Origin of the sequence: Streptomyces endophyticus, from assembly GCF_035798155.1 — a bacterium.
Classification (GTDB): Bacteria; Actinomycetota; Actinomycetes; order Streptomycetales; family Streptomycetaceae; genus Streptomyces; species Streptomyces endophyticus.
The window spans coordinates 39,520-58,636 of record NZ_JAOZYC010000024.1 but is presented as its reverse complement, the minus strand read 5'-3'; the positions used below and the strand labels follow the sequence as shown (position 1 = coordinate 58,636).

Below are 19,117 nucleotides of genomic sequence, written 5' to 3'. Positions count from 1 at the left end.
ATGGTTGGTTCAGCGGTACGTGCCGGTCGAGGCACGCAGTTCGGAGACGGTGGTCGCGGAGAGGTCGCGGCCCCGTGTCTCGGGGCCGAGGGCCACCGCCGCGCAGCCGACGACACACGCGGCGACGACGAACAGGGCGAGCCCCCAGGAGCGGTCCCCGGCCGCGGCGACCAGGGCGACGGCGATGAGCGGGGTCAGTCCACCCGTCACCGCGCCGGCCACCTCCCGGTACAGGGCAAGCCCGGTGAAACGGGAGCGCGCCGTGAACAGCTCGCTGAAGTAGGCGGCCTGCGGGGCGAACATGCAGCCCACGCCGATGCCCATGCTCACCACGACGGCCAGGGTGACGGGGAGCGAGCTGTGCGCGTGGTCGATGATCCAGAAGTACGGGAAGACGAAGACGGCGGAGAAGAGGGTCCCTGCCAGGGCCACCGGCTTGCGGCCGACGCGGTCGGTGAGCCAGCCGAACAGCGGGAGCGACACGGCCGTCACCGCCGTGCCGACCGTGACGGCGAGCGGTCCCGTCGAGCTGGACATCTTGAGGGTGTCGGTGAGGTAGGCGGCCAGGAACGTCAGGTTGAGGTAGGCGACGACGTTCTGCGCGGTCTGCAGGCCGAAGAGGACAAGCCCGGCCTTCCATTCGTGGCGCACGACGTCCCGTACGGGCGAGACCTCCTGCGTCTCCGTACGCTCCTGCGCCGCCTCGAAGGCGGGGCTCTCCGTCAGCCGCAGCCGGATGACCAGGGCCAGGGCGATGACCAGCACGCTGGCCGCGAACGGGATCCGCCAGCCCCAGGCCAGGAACTGGTCCTCCGGCAGCTGGGTGACCAGCGCGAAGGCGCCCGAGGCCATGAGGATGCCGATGTAGACGCCGACACTGGGCGCCGCCCCGAACAGTCCGCGCCGTCGCGGCTCGGAGAACTCCGCCGCCAGGACGGCGGCCCCTCCGTACTCGGCGCCGGCGCCCAGTCCCTGGATCGCGCGCAGGACGACCAGCAGGATCGGGGCGAGCACGCCCACCTGCTCGTACGTCGGGACGAGTGCCATGCCGACGGTGGAGAAGCCCATCACCAGCAGCGTGAGAACCAGGACGCGTTTGCGGCCGAACAGGTCTCCGAGGCGGCCGAAGATGATGCCGCCGAGAGGCCGCACGAAGTAGCCGATGGCCAGTGTGCCGAACGAGGCGAGAAGTGCGGCCGTCGTGTCGAACGACGGGAAAATGATCTTGTTGAAGACGAGGGCAGCGGCGGTGCCGTAGAGATAGAAGTCGTACCACTCGAGGGCCGATCCCACGAGCGAGGCAAGCAGCACTCTGCGGCGCTGCACTGCGGCCGTGGGGTCGGGTCTGACCGTGGTCAGGGTGGACATCGTCGTCCTCCTGGTGCGGGAGCGGACAGCGGGACGGTGCGGGATGCTCGGTCGGCAGACGCGGGTCAGGCGACGCGGCGGTCGTCGATCGCGTCGCGGTCCCAGGCGATGCCGAGCCCGGGCTCGGTGGGCGCGTGGGCGAGGCCGTCGGCGATGTGCACCTGACGACTCGTCACCGCGCGGAGCTGCGGGATGTACTCGACGTAGCGGGCGTTGGGCACGGCGGCGGTGAGGCTGACGTGGATCTCCATCAGGAAGTGCGGGCAGACCTCGACGTTGAAGGCCTCGGCGAGGTGCGCCACCTTCAGCCACGGCGTGATGCCGCCGATCCGGGACACGTCGGGCTGCACGATGCCGGCGGCGCCGCGCTGCAGGTACTCGCGGAAGTGCCCCAGTGAGTACATGGACTCGCCGACCGCCACGGGGATCGTCGTCGAGGCGGCCAGTCGTTCGTGCCCGGCCACGTCCTCGGCGGGCAGCGGCTCCTCCAACCAGCCGATGTCGTACGGCTCCAGGAGCGCGGCGCGACGTACGGCCTCGGCGGCGGTGAAGGCCTGGTTGGCGTCGACCATGATGTCCATGCCGGGCCCGACGGCCTCGCGGACCGCACGGATACGCGCCGCGTCCTCGCCGGGGTTCGGCTTGCCGATCTTCACCTTGACTCCGGAGAAGCCCTGGTCACGCGCCGCGAGGGCGCCCGCGACCAACTCCCCCTCGTCCAACTGGAGCCAGCCGTGCTCGGTGTCGTACACCGGCACCGCCGACCGGTGTCCGCCGGCGACGCGCCACAGTGGCTCGCCCGCCCGCAGGCAGCGCAGGTCCCACAGAGCCAGGTCCACCGCGGCCAGGCCGAGGGCGGTGATCGCGCCGACCATCGTGGCGCGCGTGCTGTTGTACATCGCCCGCCAGGCGCCCTCGATCTCACGGGAGTCGTGCCCGATGAGCGAGGGCAGCAGGTGGTCGCGGAGCATGGCGAGCACCGCGCGGCCGCCGGTGCCGATCGTGTACGAGTAGCCGGTCCCGGTCAGCCCGTCGTCCGTCGCCACCTCGACGAAGAGGGTCTCCTGCTTGAGGAAGGCCTGCGTCGCATCCGTACGCACGGTCTCCACCTCGATGTCGACGAGGTAGGCCTCCGCCTTGATCACGTGTGCCACTACTGCTCCTGACGCTTGAAGGGGTCGTGTGGTGTTGCGGCCGCGAAGGACGTGGTGTCGAGCGCGGCGACGAGCGCGAGGACCGCCGTGCACATCGGCACGGCGAGCGAGTGTGCGCGGGCCCGGCGGACCACCGCCCCGAGCAGCCCGTCGTACTCCAGATGACGGCCGGCGACACGGTCGGCGAGCATCGACGAACCGGCCCCGGCCGGGCGGGCGTCGATCCATGGGAGTACGTCGTCGACGGCCTCGGCAGGCAGCCGCGCGCCCTCGGCACGGCCCACCTCGGCCACTTCGGCGAGCATCGCGGCCGACAGGACCCGGACGGACGGGTCACCGAAGACCTCGAGCCGGCGGCAGGTGAGGGCCGTGACGGGGTTGGCGATGGCGTTGACCATGAGCTTTTCCCAGGCCGCCGTGGTGAAGTCGGCGCTGGTGTGCACACCGAGTCCGGTCCGGTCGAGGAGTGCGCGGGCACGGCGTCCCGGAGCGTCGTCGCCGACGACCAGACCCGGACCGTCCTGCCGGATGTCCACCAGGTCCCGGTCGCGCCGCTCGGCGTTGAAGTGGACCAGAACCGGGGCGACTTGACCCGCTGCGGCGTGCGGCGCCACCCGCTCGCGGTGCTCGATCCCGTTCTGCGCGACGACGACCAAGGTGTCACGGTCGACCAACCGCTCCAACCAGGCCCGGGTCGCCTCCCCTTGGTACAGCTTGGTCGCGACCACCACCTGGGCGAAGGGACGCACCGCGGCCGGGTCGCCGCACCATTCGACGTCGACGGTCCGGGTCTCGCGCCCGTCGCTCCACGTCACCGAGGACACCGGCGGGCTTCCGGGCCTGCCGCACAGGGTCACCGGGTGCCCCTGCCCGGCAAGTCGGGCCGCGAGCGCGAGTCCTACGGAGCCGGGGCCGACCACCGCGACGGGGTCGAGCCGGGGCGTACTTCCCCTCACCGCGCACCTCGCGTTCCTATAGGAAATGCATGCGCGGCACAGAATGCTATAGGAACGGGCGCATGGCAATGGGTTGCACGCGGGGCATTCCGACCGACTACCTCGCGACCGCCGGGCCCTCAGGCAGACCGACGCCCCATCCAGCCGAGGCCCGGATTCTCTATGATTCCTGCCATGGTGGATGAGAATCGACACGATGTGCTGACCGATCGCGTGTATGAGGCCGTCAAGGCCATGGTCATGGACCATGAGATCGAGCCCGGCACACGCATGAGCATCGACGGCCTGGCCCGTCGGCTCGACGTGTCGGCCACCCCCGTACGCGAAGCCCTGGTCCGACTCGAGTCGGACGGACTGGTCGTCAAGCGTCCGAACGCCGGCTATCGCGCCACCGACCTGCTCGATCCGGAAGCACTCAAGGACCTGTTCGAGATGCGACTGCTACTGGAGCCCCGCGCCGCGTCCCTCGCCGCCGAGAACGCGGACGACGAGGATCTGCGGCAGTTGCGGTCCATCGTCGAGGAGATGCGCCGACACCCGGAGACCGGCGCCAAATACTCCGCCTACCGGCAATTCGCCCTGCTCGACCAGGACTTCCACGACGCGCTGGCCTACGCGGCGGGTCGCCCGCTGCTGGCCGAAGCGGTGACCCGCCTCCATGCCCACCTGCACATGTTCCGGCTCAACAGCGCACCGGGAGCGGCCGAGCCGACGATCGACGAGCACGAGCGGATCGTGGACGCCGTGGCCCATCGCAACCCGGAGAAGGCCGCCGTGGCGATGGCCGCCCACCTGCGCTCGAGCCGAGTCCGACACCGCCCGCACGCCCCCTCGCCGCGCCCGGCCCGACGCACCGGAGCCGCCCGCGGCTGAACCCCCGCAGGGCAGCCGCAAAGGTGCGACCCGCCGCACCCCGAACGCACGTATCACCACTGGAACTTCAGCCCGGAAGGGTTGACTGCCCCAGAAGTCTGCCCCAGCATGGCCGGGCCGGATCATATTGGATTTCCGGCCAAGGCGTGGAAGACGAACAGGATCGGCGTCGATTGCGTCAGGGCCGCATGCCCAGCGAGTCGACGCTCCTCGAGATCGCCAGATCGCTAGATCGCTACCGATCCCCATTCACCGGTGGGCGGACGAAAGGGGTATTTCACCGCATGGAACGCGTAGCACAGGTGATCCGGGTGCGTCCGGAGCGGATCGACGAGTACCGCGCACTGCACCGCGACGTACCCGAGGCAGTCCTTGACACCTTGCGTCGCTGCCACATCGCGAACTACTCCATCCACCTGCTCGGTGACCGGCTGTTCAGCTACTTCGAGTACCACGGTGACGACCTGGAGGCGGACGTCGCGCGGATGGCCGCCGACGAGGCGACGCAGGAGTGGTGGAAGCTGACCGACCCCTGCCAGGAGCCGGTCGAGGAAGCCGGCCCTGACGGCTGGTGGGCACCGATGGAACAGGTCTTCCTCATGGAGTGAGGGCCGGGCCGACTGACCTTCGTCCTCGACCATTCCGGCACCGCCACCCGCGTGTACGCGCTCGCGGACTGAGGTGCCGTCCGCGAAACACCGAAGTGCCGGCGCGGACCGAACGGCCAAGGCGGTCCCTCCCCTCCTTCGCACCCTCTCTCCCCTCCGTGCCCAACGAGAGGTCACACCATGACGCAGACACCCACGTCCCGCCACGCGGACAGCGAGCCAGAGCCACGCGAGCACGCCGACAGTCCGGGCCCCCTGCCCCGCCGCGTGTACACGGTCGCCGTCCTCGGTGGCCTGTCGGGCATCCTGTACGGCTACGACTCCGGGGCGATCTCCGGGGCGCTGGCCCCGCTCACCGAGGAGTTCGGGCTCAGCACCACCGGCCAGGGCCTGGTGACCAGCCTGCTACTGCTCGGGGCACTGCCGGCGATCGCCGCCGGAGCCGTCGCCGCGCGCCGCTGGGACCGGCGCCACCTGCTGATCCTCGCCGGGGCGATCTTCGTCCTCGGCTCGATCGGCTGCGCGGTCTCACCGAACGCCCCCGTGCTCATGGCGTCCCGCTTCATACTCGGCTTCGCCGTGGGCCTGGCCAACATGTTCGGCCTCATCTACCTCAGCGAACTGGCGCCCAAGCATCTGCGCGGCCGCATCACCGCGCTGTACCAACTCGCTGTCAACGTAGGGATCCTGCTCGCTTTCACCGTCGGTGACGTGCTGTCGGCGTCGGGTGCCTGGGAGTGGATGCTCGGGCTCGGAGCGATTCCGGCGATCGTCTTCTTCATCGGCATGGTCACCAGCCCGGCGGGACCGCGCTGGCTGATGATGCGCGGCCGCGAGGCCGACGCCGAGGCGGTCCTTACGACACTGCGCACCAGCCCGGCGGACGCGGCCGCCGAGGTCGCCGAGATCCGCGGCAGCCTGGCCCAACAGCACACCGGACTGCGGGAGTTGTTCACCGGCCACTATCGCGCGCCCCTGCGCATCACGCTGATCCTGACCTTCTTCCAGGTGTTCACGGGCATCAACGCGGTCGTCTACTACGCACCGATCATCTTCGAGCACCTCACCGCCGACTCCGGCAGTGCGGGGACCATCGCCAACTACTGCGTGGGCGCGGCCCTCGTGGTGTCCACCGCGGTGTCCCTGCCGTTCATCGAGCGGCTCGGCCGGGTCCGCCTGCTGACGCTGTCCCTGGTCGCCCAGGTGCCGCCGATGATCGTGCTCGCGTTGTTCCCCGACGTCACCGTCGTCGCCGTGACGTGCGTCTTCGTGTACACCTTCGCCTTCGGCATCGGCCTCGGCCCGGTCTTCTGGCTGTACTGCCCCGAGGTACTGCCGCTGCGCGCCCGCGCCGTCGGCATGGCCGTGATCACCTTCACCCAGTACCTGATGAACTTCCTGTTCTCGCTGGTCTTCCCTGATGTGCTGCACGCGATCGGCGCCGCGGTGTTCGGTGTGTTCGCGCTGCTGTCCGCGGGGGCCGCCTGGTACGTGGCACGGAAGGTTCCCGAGACCGCCGGCAAGTCACTTGAGGAGATCGAGGCGCTCTGGCTGCGTCAGCCGGTGCGCGCCGCGACGCCCTGATCGTGGCGGTGGTGTCCCGCAAGGCGCCGCCGATCGATGCTCGTCCTCCGCAACAGGACAAGGAAGGAATCCCGTTGCCGACACCGGCCGCGCGGATCACCGCGTTCGACACCTACGACATCACATCCGCTTCCCGGCCTCCCGTGAGCTGGAGGGTTCGGACGCCATGAACCCGGACAGCGACGGCAGAGCCACGGACACGCCCCGCCCGCTCCCCCGCGCCCCGCTGGGTCGCTCCGCCGCGTGGACCACCCCGCTCGCCTTCGGCGGCGCAGGGGTCGGCAACCTGTTCCGCGCGATCGACGACGAGGAGGCCGCACGCGTCCTGAAGTGCGCCTGGGACGAGGGGTTCCGCACCTACGACACGGCCCCGCACTACGGCCTCGGCCTGTCCGAACGCCGACTGGGCGACGCGCTGCGCACCCACCCCCGCGACGCGTACACGCTGTCCACCAAGGTCGGCCGGGTACTCGAACCGCTCCCCGCCCCGCACGGCGACGACCTCGCGGCGGGCGGCTTCGCCGTGCACGCGACCCACCGCCGCAGGCAGGACTTCACCGCCGACGGCGTACGCCGCAGCCTGGAGGACAGCCTCGGCCGACTCGGCCTGGACCGGGTCGACATCGTGTACCTGCACGACCCGGACGACCATGAGCGGCAGGCTCTGGACGAGGCCTACCCGGCGCTGGAGCAGCTGCGCGCCGAAGGCGTCGTCAAGGCTATCGGCGTCGGCATGAATCAGTCCGCCATGCCCACCCGTTTCGTCCGCGACACCGACATCGACGTGGTCCTTCTCGCCGGCCGCTACACCCTGCTCGACCAGAGCGCACGGGACGACCTGCTGCCGCAGGCACTGCGCCGGCATGTCTCCGTCGTCGCCGGCGGTGTCTTCAACTCCGGGCTCCTCGCGGCCCCTCGCCCGGACTCCACGTACGACTATGCGACGGCACCCGCCCACCTCCTCCGCCAGTCCCTTCTCCTCCAGGAGGTGTGCGGGAGGCATGGCGTCCCCCTGCGCGCCGCCGCCGCCCGCTTCCCACTCGGCCACCCCGCTGTCGCGGGCGTCCTCCTCGGACTGAGCAGCACCGAGCAGGTACATGACGCGGCGGCTCAGTTCCGCCGCCCCGTCCCCGACGCCATGTGGCGGGACCTGAAGGCGGCCGCGTCTTCTCATGCGTGCGGCCGGCCGTCGGTCAGCGGGTGTGACGGCGGACCGCGTCAAGGAGCTGGTCGATGTCGTCCGCGCTATGGGAAAAGGCGGTGACGAACCGTACGATCCCCGGCTCCCATCGGTCGTGGTAGAAGGCGTAGCCCTCGGCAAGGAGGCCGTCGGTGACGTGCTGGGGCAGGCGGCAGAAGACGATGTTGGCCTGCGGGACAGCCAGGAGTCCGGTCTCGGGGATGGCCTTGAGGCCGTCGCCGAGCCGGGCGGCCATCGCGTTGGCCTGGCGGGCGTTGTCCAGCCACAGGCCGTCGGTGAGGTAGGCGTCGATCTGGGCCGTGTGGAAGCGCATCTTGGAGGCGAGCTGCCCGGCGCGCTTGACGCGGAAGGCGAGTTCGGCAGCGATCGCGGGGTCGAAGGAGACAATCACGTCGGCCGTCATCGCGCCGTTCTTCGTGGCGCCGAACGACAGGAGGTCGATACCGGCCTTCCAGGTCATCTCGGCCGGGGTGGCGCCGAGATGGGCCAGGGCGTTGGCGAAGCGCGCGCCGTCCATGTGGACCCGTAGTCCCGCGTCCTTGGCGATGGCGGACAGGTGGCGGATCTCGTCCAGGGTGTAGACGCTGCCGCTTTCGGTGGCCTGGCTGATGCTGAGTACGGACGGCTGCACGCTGTGCACGTCACCGGCCCGTCGGAGTACCGCCTTCTTCAGCAGGGCAGGGTCGATCTTTGTTTCGTGGCCCGCGACGTCGACGAGCTTGGCGCCGCCCGTGAAGAACTCCGGGGCGCCGCATTCGTCGTGGTTGATGTGGCTGTCGGGGTGGGAGAGCACGCTGCCCCATGGCGGGGTGAGGGCGGCCAGGCTCAGGCCGTTGGCGGCGGATCCGGTGGAGACGGGGAAGACATCGACGTCCCGCTCGAAGATCTCACCGAGCCTGCGGCGGGCACTGTCGCTGTAGGGGTCGTTGCCGTACGGCAGGACCTGCCCAGTGGCCGCATCGACGACGGCCTGGGCTATCTGCGGGGACGCCCCGGCCATGTTGTCGCTGATGAAGGCGCGACCGGAGGGGGTGGTGACGATGGTGGTGCTCATGCGCGGGGGAACTCCTTGGTACTCAGGTACTGATGGGGGAGGCGAAGACGACGGTGATGTCCACTTCCTCGGCGCCGGTGCGGTAGAAGTGCGGGGCGTCACCGGCGAAGGCGAGCATGTCGCCGGGCCCCAGGTCCTGCGGGGCGCCGACGGGGCCGGCGGTGACGTACCCAGTGGCGATGAGCAGGTGCTCGATCGTGCCGGTGGCGTGCGGGACACCCGGCAGCTCCGTCTCCGGCGGAATGCGCAACCGCCAGATCTCCAGGCTGTTTCCGCTGCTGATACGGCGCAGCAGCTCCCGGGACACCTCGCCGGGCTCGGCGTCGGTGCCCGCCCGGAAGACCGGACCGGTGTCTGCGTCGCGCGCCAGCAGGTCGGCGATCGGGATGCGCAGGGCGATCGCGATCGCATCCAGAGTGTCGATCGTCGGATTGCCGTTGCCGGCCTCCAGGTGCGACAGCGTGGCCTTGCTCAGTCCGGCTCGGCGGGCCATCTCCGCAGCGCTCATGCCTCGCTGCTGGCGACGCAGCCGGATCTTCGCGCCGACCGCGGTTGCGGTACTGCTCACCGGCTGACGGCCGGACGGCGAGGGCACCATCAGCGACTCCTGATTGAATGAACCATTCGTTCACTATACCGAACCCTCTCGAACCGGATAGATCTATCCGGTTACTGTTACGGTGGCCCCGCAGCCGCTGACCCGGCCGTGACGCCCACCGCCCACGAAGGAACGGGACCACCAAATTGAGCAAGACGGACGAGATGGACACGGCGAAAAGGGATCGCATGCCCCGCGGAACCGGGGCAGTCCTGGCGGGCGCGGTCGTCCTGGTGGTGAACGCGCTGCAGTGGGTGATCGCCGAAGCCGTCACCGCTGCGGCCTGGGCCGATCCGGCCTACAGCTACGCGACGAACTACATCAGCGACCTCGGCGTATCGCAGTGCGGCACGCAGTTCCAGGGGCGTGACCTGTGTTCGCCGCTGCACTCGCTCATGAACACGTCGTTCGCGCTCGAAGGAATCCTGTTCGCGGTCGCCGTGGTGCTACTCGCCCGTGCGGTCGAGGGCCGCACGCGGCGTGTCGTCACCGCACTCGCCGTCGCGCACGGCGTGGGAATCGTGCTGGTCGGAATCTTCCACGGCTCCGCGGACGGCTCGGGCCCCGGCCTCGCCCTCCACGTCACGGGGGCGGCGATCGGGATCGTGTGCGCGAACACGGTGGCGATCGTCGCCGGATCGCTGCGGAGCCTTCAACTGCCCACCGCGTACCGTGTCTTCAGCATCTCCGTCGGCGTGCTCGGCCTGCTGAGCGAGGGGCTCGTCGGCATGTCCGCGGGCACGGCCGGGGTGTTCGAGCGCGGCGGTGTCTACTCATGGCTGCTGTGGAGCACCGTGACCGGCGGGCTGCTCCTGGTCAGGCACCTGGGCCGGTCGCGCCGGTCCAGGGTCGTGGAGAATGTCGCGGTGTGAGCCAGCACAGGGAACGTCCGCTGCGCGCGGACGCGGAGCGAAACCGCCAGTTGATCATGCGTGCCGCCGACCGCTTGTTCGCGCGGCGCGGGACCACGGTCCCCCTCAACGACATCGCGCACGAGGCAGGCGTCGGCGTCGGCACGGTGTACCGACGCTTCCCCGACCTGCAGGCACTGATCGACGCCCTGTTCATTGAGCGGTTCACCACGTTCCTGCGGCTCGCGGACGAGGCCGAGCGGCAGCCGGACCCCGGTGGGGCCCTGCTGCACTATCTGCTCGCGGCAGCCCAATGGCGGGCACGGGACCAGGCGTTGGACATCGTTCTCGCCCACGCGGACCTCGACGCGAAGCCGGCCTCCGGGATGCGGGACGAGCTCGGCCGGCACGTCGACGGCCTGGTGGAGCGTGCACGCGCGGCGGGTGCGGTCCGCGACGACTTCGAGTCCGCGGACGTATACGCCTTCCTGTACATGATCGGCGCCGTCGCCGACCGCACCCACGCCGTCGCCCCCGACGCCTGGCGCCGGTACGCCGAGGTCCTGCTGAGTGGCTTCGGCATGGATCTGCCCGCCGCCGCGCGCACGTCCGCCATGACCGACGGCCAGGTACGCCGGTCATGGCCCGAGCCTCCGCCCGCGCCGCCCTCGTAGCCCCTCCTCATAGCCCGTCCTCCTGGGCCCGGCCCTTCCTTCCGGACCCGCGTCAGTGCCACAACAGTCCGAGGCCGACGGGGGTACGTACGCTGAACCAACACCGCGGGCGGTGTCATCGTCGAACGCCTTGAATCCTTCCTTCGACGCAGCGGCCCGCAGGCACCTCAGCCGGTGACCCGCACCACCGCTGTCGCCCCTGCCCGCACCGTGGGCGTCGCGTACGTGTACGTCGCGCCGTCGACCGTCTTGGTGTGCACGCGCTGCGGGACACCGTCGACGGTGATCATCTGGTGAGCGCCGGGGAAGCGGGCCTCCCAATTGACCGTGTGTACGCGGGAGTTGTTGGTCAGGCTGGTCCTCGTCGCAGCGTCGTGCCGCACGGTGACCGTGTCCGCGCCGATGGGGACGTCCGCCGCCTGGAGCCACTTCATGCCCGACGGCAGCCGCGACTGGGTGGTCACCTTGTGGGCCGCCGCGTCGGGGGCGATACCCATCAGACCCTCGACGGTCTGACTGACCAGGGTGAACGACACCTCGGGGTAGTCACCGTTGGGACCCTGACTGGCGTTGACGTGCTGGAGCTCCCGCTGGCCGTAGATCTTCTTCATCCATGCCCAGGCGGTGTCGTTGCGGTTGTTCTTGAAGAACATGTCGGGCAGGTACGTCGTCGACTCGATGTTGGTCGACCCGTCGGGGCCCAACTCCTGTGCCTGGATGTAGTCGAGATAGGCGTCCCTGCGCGGGCCGGGGGCGATGATCTGCTTCATCGGCATGAACACACTGTTCTCCTTGCCCCAGCCGGTGACCGGGGTGCCGGAGGTGGTGTAGGCGCGCACCATGTCGGCGCCGCTTCCCGCGCCGCTCCAGGTGGTGTTGAAGTACGCCTTCAGATCGGCGGCACGCTTGGTGTACGTCCTGGCCAGCGTGGTGTCGCCCTTGCCGTGCGCGAGCGTGGCCATCGCCAGATACGCCTGGTACTGCGCGGCGATGCCGTCCCCGGCCTCGGCGAGGCCATCGCCGTCCTGCTCGTTGTAGCTGGCGGCCCCTTCGAAGATGCCCTTGCCCGTCCCCTCGGCGACCTTGACCTCGCCGTTGGGCTTGGCGGAGTTGTGCAGGTCGATGAAGTCCTCGGTGGCGTGCCGGTAGAAATCCCACAGGGCCGGATCGTCCACGTATCCGCGGTCGCCGGTCCAGCGGTAGGCCTGGGCTGCCTTCTCGACGAGTTCGAAGGTGGCCGGTACTTCGCGCACGAAGTTGTCCGGGCTCTTGTAGTCGATGCTCAGGTACGTCTTGGCGTCGAAGTTGAGGGACCACACCGGGAAGTACTTGTGCGCGGCGGTGGCCGACTGCGCGTACGAGCGGAGCATCGTCTCGTTCGCGGTGTCGAGGCCGAGGAGGTGAGCTCCGGCGAGCTGGTGTGTCATGTCGCGGGAGTAGTAGGCGCTGCGGTTGGCGTATCCGGCCCAGTAGGTGGGTGCGTACGGCGCGGTGCCGGTGCCGCCGGTCTGGTTCTCGTCCACATTGACCGGCCCCGTCGTACCGGGCAGCTGCGCCCAGCTGTTGGCCTTCTTCTTGGCCCAGCCGAACATCTCGGCGACCTCGGGGTCGGACGAGGTGACCTTGGGGTCGGCGGCCGCCGCGGGCGAGATCATCAGGTCGTCGGCGTTGACCCAGCCACTGCCGGATCCGAACGCGATCCGCAGCCGGTCGCCCGCCTTCAACTCGACGCCGCTGATGGTGTATCGGGCGTACGAGCGGCGCTCGGGCAGGGCTATCGTCTCGACGGTCTCACCGCCCCGCCGGACCGCGTACGTGCCGCCGGTGCCGGCGCTGCCGACCCACGCCGAGAGGTCGTACCTGCCGTCGCGGGGCGCGACGACGGTCAGTTCGGCGCTCTTGCCGACTCCGGCGTCGAGATAGAGGAAGCGGTCACCGCCATGGGAGTTGCCGGTGCCGACGCCGGTGCCCGCGCCGAAGGTCCAGCCCGTGCCGCCGTCCTCGAACCCGGGGTCGGGGATCTCAAGTTGAGCCCGGGAGGCGGAGGCGGGAACCTCGCCGCTTCCGGGAGCCGCCGTGGCGGACAGCGCAGGGGCCATCGGGGCGAGCAGGGCAACAGCGGTGAGCAGCATGAGCCTTGAGGGCTTCATCGGGTCTCCCGGTCTTCGGTGGCGGCGGAAAGCTAGCAGGGCCGGAAGCCGGGGTTCAATGGTCGTGCGCGACATGCCTGCAAGAAGTGCAGCCTCAATGCCGCGACTTGAGGATTCTGAAGCAGAAAGATTTCACGCTTCTCTTGCAAGTCGAATCGGCTGCTTGCTAGCTTCCAGCACCGCGACATGTGACGGAGGGAACCGGATGAAGGTCGGCATCACGGAGGTCGCGGACCGGGCGCAGGTGAGCGAGGCCACGGTCAGTCGCGTCATCAACCGGCGCCAAGGCGTGGCCCGCAAGACCCGCGAGGCGGTCGAGCAGGCGATGGCCGACCTGGGGTACGAGCGGCAGACGCGGGGCCAACTCGTCGCGGTCATCACGGAGTTCATCTCCAATCCGTTCTTCGCCGACGTCTGCGAGCGGATCGAGTCCACCCTCGCCCCGCACGGCCTGAAGACGGTCCTGTGCCCGTGCTTCCCCGGCGGCGTACAGGAGTTGGACTTCGTGACCTCACTCGCCGACCGGGGCGTCGCCGCCGTCGTCTTCCTCTCGGCCAGCAACACGATCGAGGGCGCGGCCCCGGAGGCGTACGAACTCCTGAACTCGCGCCGGATCCCGTTCGTCGGCGTCAACGGGCGGTTCGAGGGCGTGCCCGAGGTGCCGGTCTTCTCCACCGACGACCTGCTGGCCGCCGAACTCGCCGTCGACCACCTGTACCGCCTCGGTCACCGCCGCATCGGAATGGCGTCGGGCCCCGTCGGCAACCGGCCGGCCGACCGCCGGGTGCGCGGCTTCGTCTCCGCGCTCACCAAGCGCGGTGTGGCGGACCCGGAGCAGTGGGTGGTCCGGCAGTCCTACACCGTCGAGGGCGGCCAGTCCGCCGCGGTCTCGCTGCTCGGCCGGGGCGCCACGGCCGTCGTCGCGGCCAGCGACTACATGGCCCTGGGCGCGATCAGGGGCGCGCGCCGCCAGGGGTACGACATTCCGGGCGATGTGTCGGTCGTCGGCTACGACGGCGCCATGATCATGGACTTCGTCGATCCGCCGCTCACCACGGTGCGGCAGCCGGCCGATCGTCTGGCGTCGGAGGTGGCACGCGGAGTCCTGGCCCTGGTCGGCAACCGGGACGTGCCCGTCGGTGAGCTGCTCTTCGACCCGGAACTGGTGATCCGCGCAAGTACGGCGGCGCCGAGGGCGTCAGCCGGAGTCTGATCAGGAACTTCTTGGTCGGGATCCTTTTGGAGGGGCTATGGCTCGGTCTCGGTTCGTGTTGTCTCTTGGGGTGGCGCTGGCGCTGCTCATCGGCGGAGGCAGCCCTGCCTCCGCGGCGCCGACACCGACACCCAGACCGGTGGTGGTCGACGTCGACGACTTCGGCGCCGATCCCACGGGACGTACGGACTCGGCGACCGCCGTCGCGGCGGCGCTGCGGCACGCCAAGCGCGTCGACGGCGACCGGCCGGTCAGGATCGAGTTCTCGAAGGGCACCTACCAGCTCTACCCGGAGCGGGCCGAGAAGCGGGAGCTGTACGTGTCCAACACCGTGGGCGCCGACCAGCGTTACCGGGACAAGAAGATCGGCCTGCTCGTCGAGGACATGCACGACGTCACCGTCGACGGCGGCGGGGCGAAGCTGATCTACCACGGCCTGCAGACGGCGTTCGCGTCGATCCGCTCGACCGATGTGACGTTCCAGAACTTCTCCTTCGACTACGCGGCCCCCGAGGTCATCGACGCGACCGTCGCCGACACCGGTGTCACCGACGGGCACGCCTACCGGGTCCTGAAGATCCCGGCCGGCAGCCCGTACCGGGTCGACGGCACACACATCACGTGGCTCGGCGAGAGGAGCCCGGCGACCGGACAGCCGTACTGGTCGGGCCTCGACGGACTCCAGTACACGCAGATCCACGACCCCGAGGCGCAACGCACCTGGCGCGGGGACAACCCCCTGTTCAACGACGTCGCCTCGGTCACCGACCTCGGCGGCCGCCGGATCCGGATCGACTACAGCACCGCGGCACAGCCCTCGGATGCCGGACTCGTCTATCAGATGCGCCTCATCGAGCGGACGGAGCCGGGCGCGTTCATCTGGCAGTCGAAGGACGTCACGATGCGCTCGATGAACGCCTACTACCTCCAATCCTTCGGTGTAGTGGGACAGTTCAGCGAGAACATCTCCCTCGACAAGGTGAACTTCGCCCCCGATCCGAGGTCCGGTCGGTCGACGGCGTCCTTCGCCGACTTCGTGCAGATGTCCGGCGTGAAGGGGAAGGTCTCGATCACCCGGAGCGTCTTCGACGGGCCGCACGACGACCCGATCAACATCCACGGCACCTACCTCCAGGTCGTCGGGAAGCCGGGGCCCAACACGCTCACGCTCGCCTACGAACACCCGCAGACCGCCGGATTCCCGCAGTTCGCGCCCGGCGACGAGGTCGAGTTCGCGACCAAGACCACGATGGCCGCGTTCAAGGACGCGCACGCGAAGGTCATCGCGGTCGACGGGCCGAGCGGAAGGGACCACGACAAGCCGCTGACCACGATGACCGTCACCTTCGACCGCCCCGTTCCCGACGGCGTCGAGATCGACGGCACCGTCGTCGAGAACATCACGGCCACACCCTCGGTCGCCATCTCCGGCAACGTGTTCCGCAACGTACCGACCCGCGGCATCCTGGTCACCACCCGCAAGCCGGTCCGGATCACGGGCAACCGGTTCGACGCGATGTCCATGGCGAGCGTCTACGTCTCCGCCGACGCCTACCAGTGGTACGAGTCCGGGCCGGTGGCCGACCTCACCATCCGCGGAAACTCGTTCACCCGGCCCACCGGTCCTGTCATCTTCGTGGAGCCGACGAACCAGGTCGTCGACCCGGCGAACCCGGTGCACCACAACATCTCGGTCGAGGACAACGCGTTCGACATCGGTGACGTCACCGTCGTCGACGCCAAGAGCGTCGGCGGGTTCGCCTTCACCGGCAACACGGTGCGACGCCTCGCGGGAGCGGACCAACCGCCGTACACGTCCCCGCTGTTCGTCTTCCACGGCAGTTCGGGCATCCGGATCGCGGGCAACCACTACGACAAGGGACTGAACACCTCCGTGGTCACGGACTGAGACGGGGGTATCGGTACACCCGGAAGGCCGGGATCAGCGGCCGATCCACTGGGGAGGGCGCTTTTCGGCGAAGGCCCGCGGGCCTTCTTCCGCGTCGTGGGATGTCAGCATGGCCCGGTACGCGGGCAGGTCGCCGTGGCGCAGTCGCTCGTACTCCTCCTCGATTCCGGAGGTGGCTGTGGTGCGCAGGATCTCCTTGATCGCCGACACTGCCAGCGGTGCCCCGGCACAGATGTCGCGTGCCAGACTCATCGCCGTCTCCTGGAGTCGGGCCGCTTCGACGACACGGTTGACCAGGCCCCACCGCTCCGCCTCGTGCGCGCCCATCCGCCGTCCGGTCATGAGGAGTTCCCTGGCCACGGCCTGCGGGAGGCGCCGGGGAAGGCGCAGTACGCCGCCGGAGTCGGGGACCATGCCGAGTGTCACCTCCGGCAGCGCGAACTCGGCGTGGTCCGCGGCGACGATCAGGTCGGCGGCCAGGGCGAGTTCGAATCCGCCGCCCAGCGCCAGGCCGTTGACCGCCGCGATCACGGGCTTGTCGAGAGCGAACAGTTCGGTGAGACCGGCGAAGCCACCCGGGCCGTGATCGGCGTCGATCGCCTCTCCCCCGGCCGCGGCCTTGAGGTCCCACCCCGCGGAGAAGAACCGCTCCCCGGCGCCGGTCACTACCGCGACCCGCAGCGTCTCGTCCCGGGCCAGCCTGTCGAAGGCCGAGTACAGCGCACGGCTGGTGGCGACGTCGATCGCATTGGCCTTGGGACGGTCCAGGGTCACCACCAGGATGCCGCCGTCGGCCTTCACCCGTACCGCGTCATTCATCGCGTTCTCCTTCTCCTTCATCGTCTTCTCCCTCTCCTTCACCGTCGGTCCCCAGCCTGATCAGGACGTCCGCGGCCACCACACCGCCTCGGTCGGGCAGGACGAGCAGCGGGTTGATGTCGAGTTCCCGCAGCGTGCCGGCATGGCCGCGCACGTAGTCGGCCACGGCCGTCACCGCGTCGAGGACCGCTACGACATCCCCCGGCGGCTGACCGCGGAAGCCGGACAGGAGCGGCCAGATCCGCAGGCGCCGCAACGCGGCGCGGATCTCGTCGCGTTGCACGGGCAGCAGCAGGGTCACCGCGTCGTCGAGAAGTTCGACCATCACGCCGCCCGCTCCGATGGTGATCGCCGGACCGAACTGCGGATCCCGGTGGACTCCGACGATCAGTTCCGCCACCGCGCCGCGCACCATGCGCTCCACCAGGAAACGGTCCGAGAGGTCCGTCATGTCGGCCACCGCGTCACGCACTTGCGCCTCGTCGGTCAGACCGAGGCGCACCCCGCCGACGTCGCTCTTGTGCGCGAGTGTCTGTGACACCGCCTTCACGACGACGGGGAAACCGATGTCGCGGGCCGCTTCGGCCGCCCTCGCGGCGCTGGCCACGAGGGCGCCCCGAGGTACGGGCACACCCCACTCGGCGAGGTCCCGCTTGCCGTTCCACTCGTCGAGTTGAAGCGTCCCGGTCGGTGATCCGGTGACCGCGTCCAGGGGCAGGACGGCATCGGCCGCCTCCTGTGCCACACCGACCTGGCGCGCCGCCGCGACGGCCGTCAGGCATTCGGCGATCCCCTGCATCGGGGCGACACCTTCGTCCAACAGTCGGCTACGCACCGCCCCCGGCAGCCCTTCCGGCAGCGAACTCACCACGCACGCGGGGGCGCCGGTGTGCCGGCACGCGGCCATGTAGGCGTCCACGGTGGTCTGCCATGCCTGGGGAGAGCAGCGGTCCGCACGCGGGAAGTCGAGCACCAGGAGGTGCATGTCGAAACCGGCGGTGAGGAACTCGCGGAAGCAGTCCCGCTGCGCGTCGAAATCACCCCAGACGTAGGTGTGGTAGTCCAACGGATTGGCGACCGGGACGCGTTCACCGAGCACCTCGCCCACCCTGCGCGCGGTGTCTTGCGGCAGCGGAGGCAGTTCGACCTCGCGGTCGTGGGCGAGGTCGGCCAACAGCGACGCCTCACCGCCCGAACAACTCGCGGACGCTATCCGCCCACCGGGCAGCGCCCCGTGCACATGCAGGAACTTCAACGTCTCCAGGAAGGTGCTGACCTGGTGCACCCGGGCCATTCCCACGCGGTCGAAGAAGGCGTCGCACAGCACGTCCGAGCCCGCAAGCGAGCTCGTGTGGCTCAGATTGGCCCGACTGCCCAGTTCCGACCGGCCCGTCTTCAGTACGACGATGGGGACGCGCCGGCGCAGCGCGCGCACGGCGGCACGGGACAGCCCGGCGGGATCGTCGATGCCCTCCAGGTGCAGGCCGATAGCGGTGATCCGGGGATCGTCCAGCATGGCTTCGACGAGTTCGGCGACTCCCGTCACGGCGGCGTTGCCGACCGTCACCAGGCGGGCGAGCGGCAGCGATCTGCGCTGCATGGTGAGGTTCTGGCCGATGTTGCCGCTCTGGGTGATGACGGCGACGCCGCGGTCCACCCGCCGCCCGCCGTGCTGGTCGGCCCAGAGCGCGGCGCCGTCGAGGTAGTCGAGGATCCCGATGCAGTTGGGCCCGATCACCGCCATCTCGCCTGCGGCGCGCACGAATTCGCGTTGCCACCGCGCACCGTCCGGTCCGTGCTCGGCGAAGCCGGACGCGTGGCAGACCGCTCCGCCAGCACCGCGCGCAGCGAGTTCCGCCAGCACCGATACGGTGGTTTCCCTCGGTACGGCGAGGAAGGCCGCGTCCGGTGCGTCGGGCAGCGCCGCGGTGTTCGGGTAGCAGGCGATGCCTTCGATGCTCGTACGCCTGGGGTGGACCGGCCAGATCGTCCCGTCGAAGCCTGCCTGGCGGCACTGCCGGATCGCCCCGGCCGCGGCGTCGCCGCCGAAGACCGCGATGTGGCGCGGGTTCATCAGGCGGCGGAGGTTCTCCCTGGTCCGCATC

16 protein-coding genes are annotated in these 19,117 nt (G+C 69.8%); 8 read left to right on the top strand and 8 right to left on the bottom strand.

The window, feature by feature from the left end; genetic code table 11:
• Positions 1-9: 9 nt before the first annotated feature.
• The 3 genes from OKJ99_RS05110 to OKJ99_RS05100 form a co-directional block, all read right to left on the bottom strand.
• On the bottom strand, positions 10-1,368 hold the full coding sequence (locus OKJ99_RS05110) for an MFS transporter (protein WP_326014529.1): 1,359 nt from the start codon (positions 1,366-1,368) through the stop codon (positions 10-12).
• A gap of 65 nt (positions 1,369-1,433) precedes the next feature.
• A complete protein-coding gene (locus OKJ99_RS05105) occupies positions 1,434-2,522 on the bottom strand; it encodes a mandelate racemase/muconate lactonizing enzyme family protein (protein ID WP_326014528.1) in 1,089 nt (362 codons plus the stop codon).
• Positions 2,522-3,478, bottom strand: a complete 957-nt coding sequence (locus OKJ99_RS05100; RefSeq protein WP_326014527.1) for a 2-dehydropantoate 2-reductase — start codon at positions 3,476-3,478, stop codon at positions 2,522-2,524. Before OKJ99_RS05100 ends, OKJ99_RS05105 begins: the two co-directional genes overlap by 1 nt.
• 174 nt (positions 3,479-3,652) lie before the next feature.
• Here OKJ99_RS05100 and OKJ99_RS05095 point away from each other — a divergent pair, with 174 nt between their 5' ends.
• The 4 genes from OKJ99_RS05095 to OKJ99_RS05080 all read left to right on the top strand — a co-directional run bounded on the left by OKJ99_RS05095 (position 3,653) and on the right by OKJ99_RS05080 (position 7,807).
• The gene (locus OKJ99_RS05095; RefSeq protein ID WP_326014526.1) at positions 3,653-4,351 is read left to right on the top strand and encodes a GntR family transcriptional regulator; all 699 of its coding nucleotides are present in this window, start codon (positions 3,653-3,655) and stop codon (positions 4,349-4,351) included.
• A gap of 284 nt (positions 4,352-4,635) precedes the next feature.
• The gene (locus tag OKJ99_RS05090; protein WP_326014525.1) at positions 4,636-4,959 is read left to right on the top strand and encodes an L-rhamnose mutarotase; all 324 of its coding nucleotides are present in this window, start codon (positions 4,636-4,638) and stop codon (positions 4,957-4,959) included.
• Between the two features lie 180 nt (positions 4,960-5,139).
• Positions 5,140-6,543 (top strand): sugar porter family MFS transporter, encoded by a 1,404-nt coding sequence (locus OKJ99_RS05085; protein WP_326014524.1) that lies wholly within the window; start codon positions 5,140-5,142, stop codon positions 6,541-6,543.
• Between the two features lie 166 nt (positions 6,544-6,709).
• Positions 6,710-7,807 carry an aldo/keto reductase gene (locus tag OKJ99_RS05080; RefSeq protein ID WP_326014523.1) on the top strand — a complete coding sequence of 366 codons (1,098 nt, stop codon included), beginning with the start codon at positions 6,710-6,712 and terminating at the stop codon, positions 7,805-7,807.
• Here OKJ99_RS05080 and OKJ99_RS05075 read toward each other — a convergent pair.
• Together OKJ99_RS05075 and OKJ99_RS05070 are read right to left on the bottom strand one after the other, a co-directional pair.
• Positions 7,737-8,798 carry a threonine aldolase family protein gene (locus OKJ99_RS05075; RefSeq protein WP_326014522.1) on the bottom strand — a complete coding sequence of 354 codons (1,062 nt, stop codon included), beginning with the start codon at positions 8,796-8,798 and terminating at the stop codon, positions 7,737-7,739. The two genes, OKJ99_RS05080 and OKJ99_RS05075, sit on opposite strands and share 71 nt — an antisense overlap.
• 22 nt (positions 8,799-8,820) lie before the next feature.
• Positions 8,821-9,366 carry a helix-turn-helix domain-containing protein gene (locus tag OKJ99_RS05070; protein WP_326014521.1) on the bottom strand — a complete coding sequence of 182 codons (546 nt, stop codon included), beginning with the start codon at positions 9,364-9,366 and terminating at the stop codon, positions 8,821-8,823.
• A 218-nt stretch (positions 9,367-9,584) separates the two neighbouring features.
• On the opposite strand from OKJ99_RS05070, the gene OKJ99_RS05065 reads away from it, so the two are divergent.
• Both OKJ99_RS05065 and OKJ99_RS05060 read left to right on the top strand, forming a co-directional pair.
• Positions 9,585-10,268, top strand: coding sequence for a DUF998 domain-containing protein (locus tag OKJ99_RS05065; RefSeq protein ID WP_326014520.1), 684 nt, complete (start codon positions 9,585-9,587; stop codon positions 10,266-10,268).
• Complete coding sequence (locus OKJ99_RS05060; RefSeq protein ID WP_326014519.1) at positions 10,265-10,921, top strand: TetR/AcrR family transcriptional regulator; 657 nt, start codon at positions 10,265-10,267, stop codon at positions 10,919-10,921. Before OKJ99_RS05065 ends, OKJ99_RS05060 begins: the two co-directional genes overlap by 4 nt.
• Before the next feature lie 167 nt (positions 10,922-11,088).
• Here OKJ99_RS05060 and OKJ99_RS05055 read toward each other — a convergent pair whose 3' ends face one another.
• Positions 11,089-13,071: a hypothetical protein gene (locus OKJ99_RS05055; RefSeq protein ID WP_326014518.1), complete on the bottom strand. Its 1,983-nt coding sequence runs from the start codon at positions 13,069-13,071 to the stop codon at positions 11,089-11,091.
• Between the two features lie 205 nt (positions 13,072-13,276).
• Between OKJ99_RS05055 and OKJ99_RS05050 the strand changes: the two genes are divergently transcribed.
• Positions 13,277-14,284 (top strand): LacI family DNA-binding transcriptional regulator, encoded by a 1,008-nt coding sequence (locus tag OKJ99_RS05050; protein ID WP_326014517.1) that lies wholly within the window; start codon positions 13,277-13,279, stop codon positions 14,282-14,284.
• A 55-nt stretch (positions 14,285-14,339) separates the two neighbouring features.
• Entirely contained in the window at positions 14,340-16,193 is a 1,854-nt protein-coding gene (locus tag OKJ99_RS05045; RefSeq protein ID WP_326014516.1) for an alpha-1,3-galactosidase-related protein, read from the top strand.
• A gap of 33 nt (positions 16,194-16,226) precedes the next feature.
• Here OKJ99_RS05045 and OKJ99_RS05040 read toward each other — a convergent pair whose 3' ends face one another.
• Together OKJ99_RS05040 and OKJ99_RS05035 are read right to left on the bottom strand one after the other, a co-directional pair.
• On the bottom strand, positions 16,227-17,033 hold the full coding sequence (locus OKJ99_RS05040; protein WP_326014515.1) for a carnitinyl-CoA dehydratase: 807 nt from the start codon (positions 17,031-17,033) through the stop codon (positions 16,227-16,229).
• Positions 17,005-19,116, bottom strand: a complete 2,112-nt coding sequence (locus tag OKJ99_RS05035; protein WP_326014514.1) for an acetate--CoA ligase family protein — start codon at positions 19,114-19,116, stop codon at positions 17,005-17,007. Before OKJ99_RS05035 ends, OKJ99_RS05040 begins: the two co-directional genes overlap by 29 nt.
• Position 19,117: the final 1 nt, after the last annotated feature.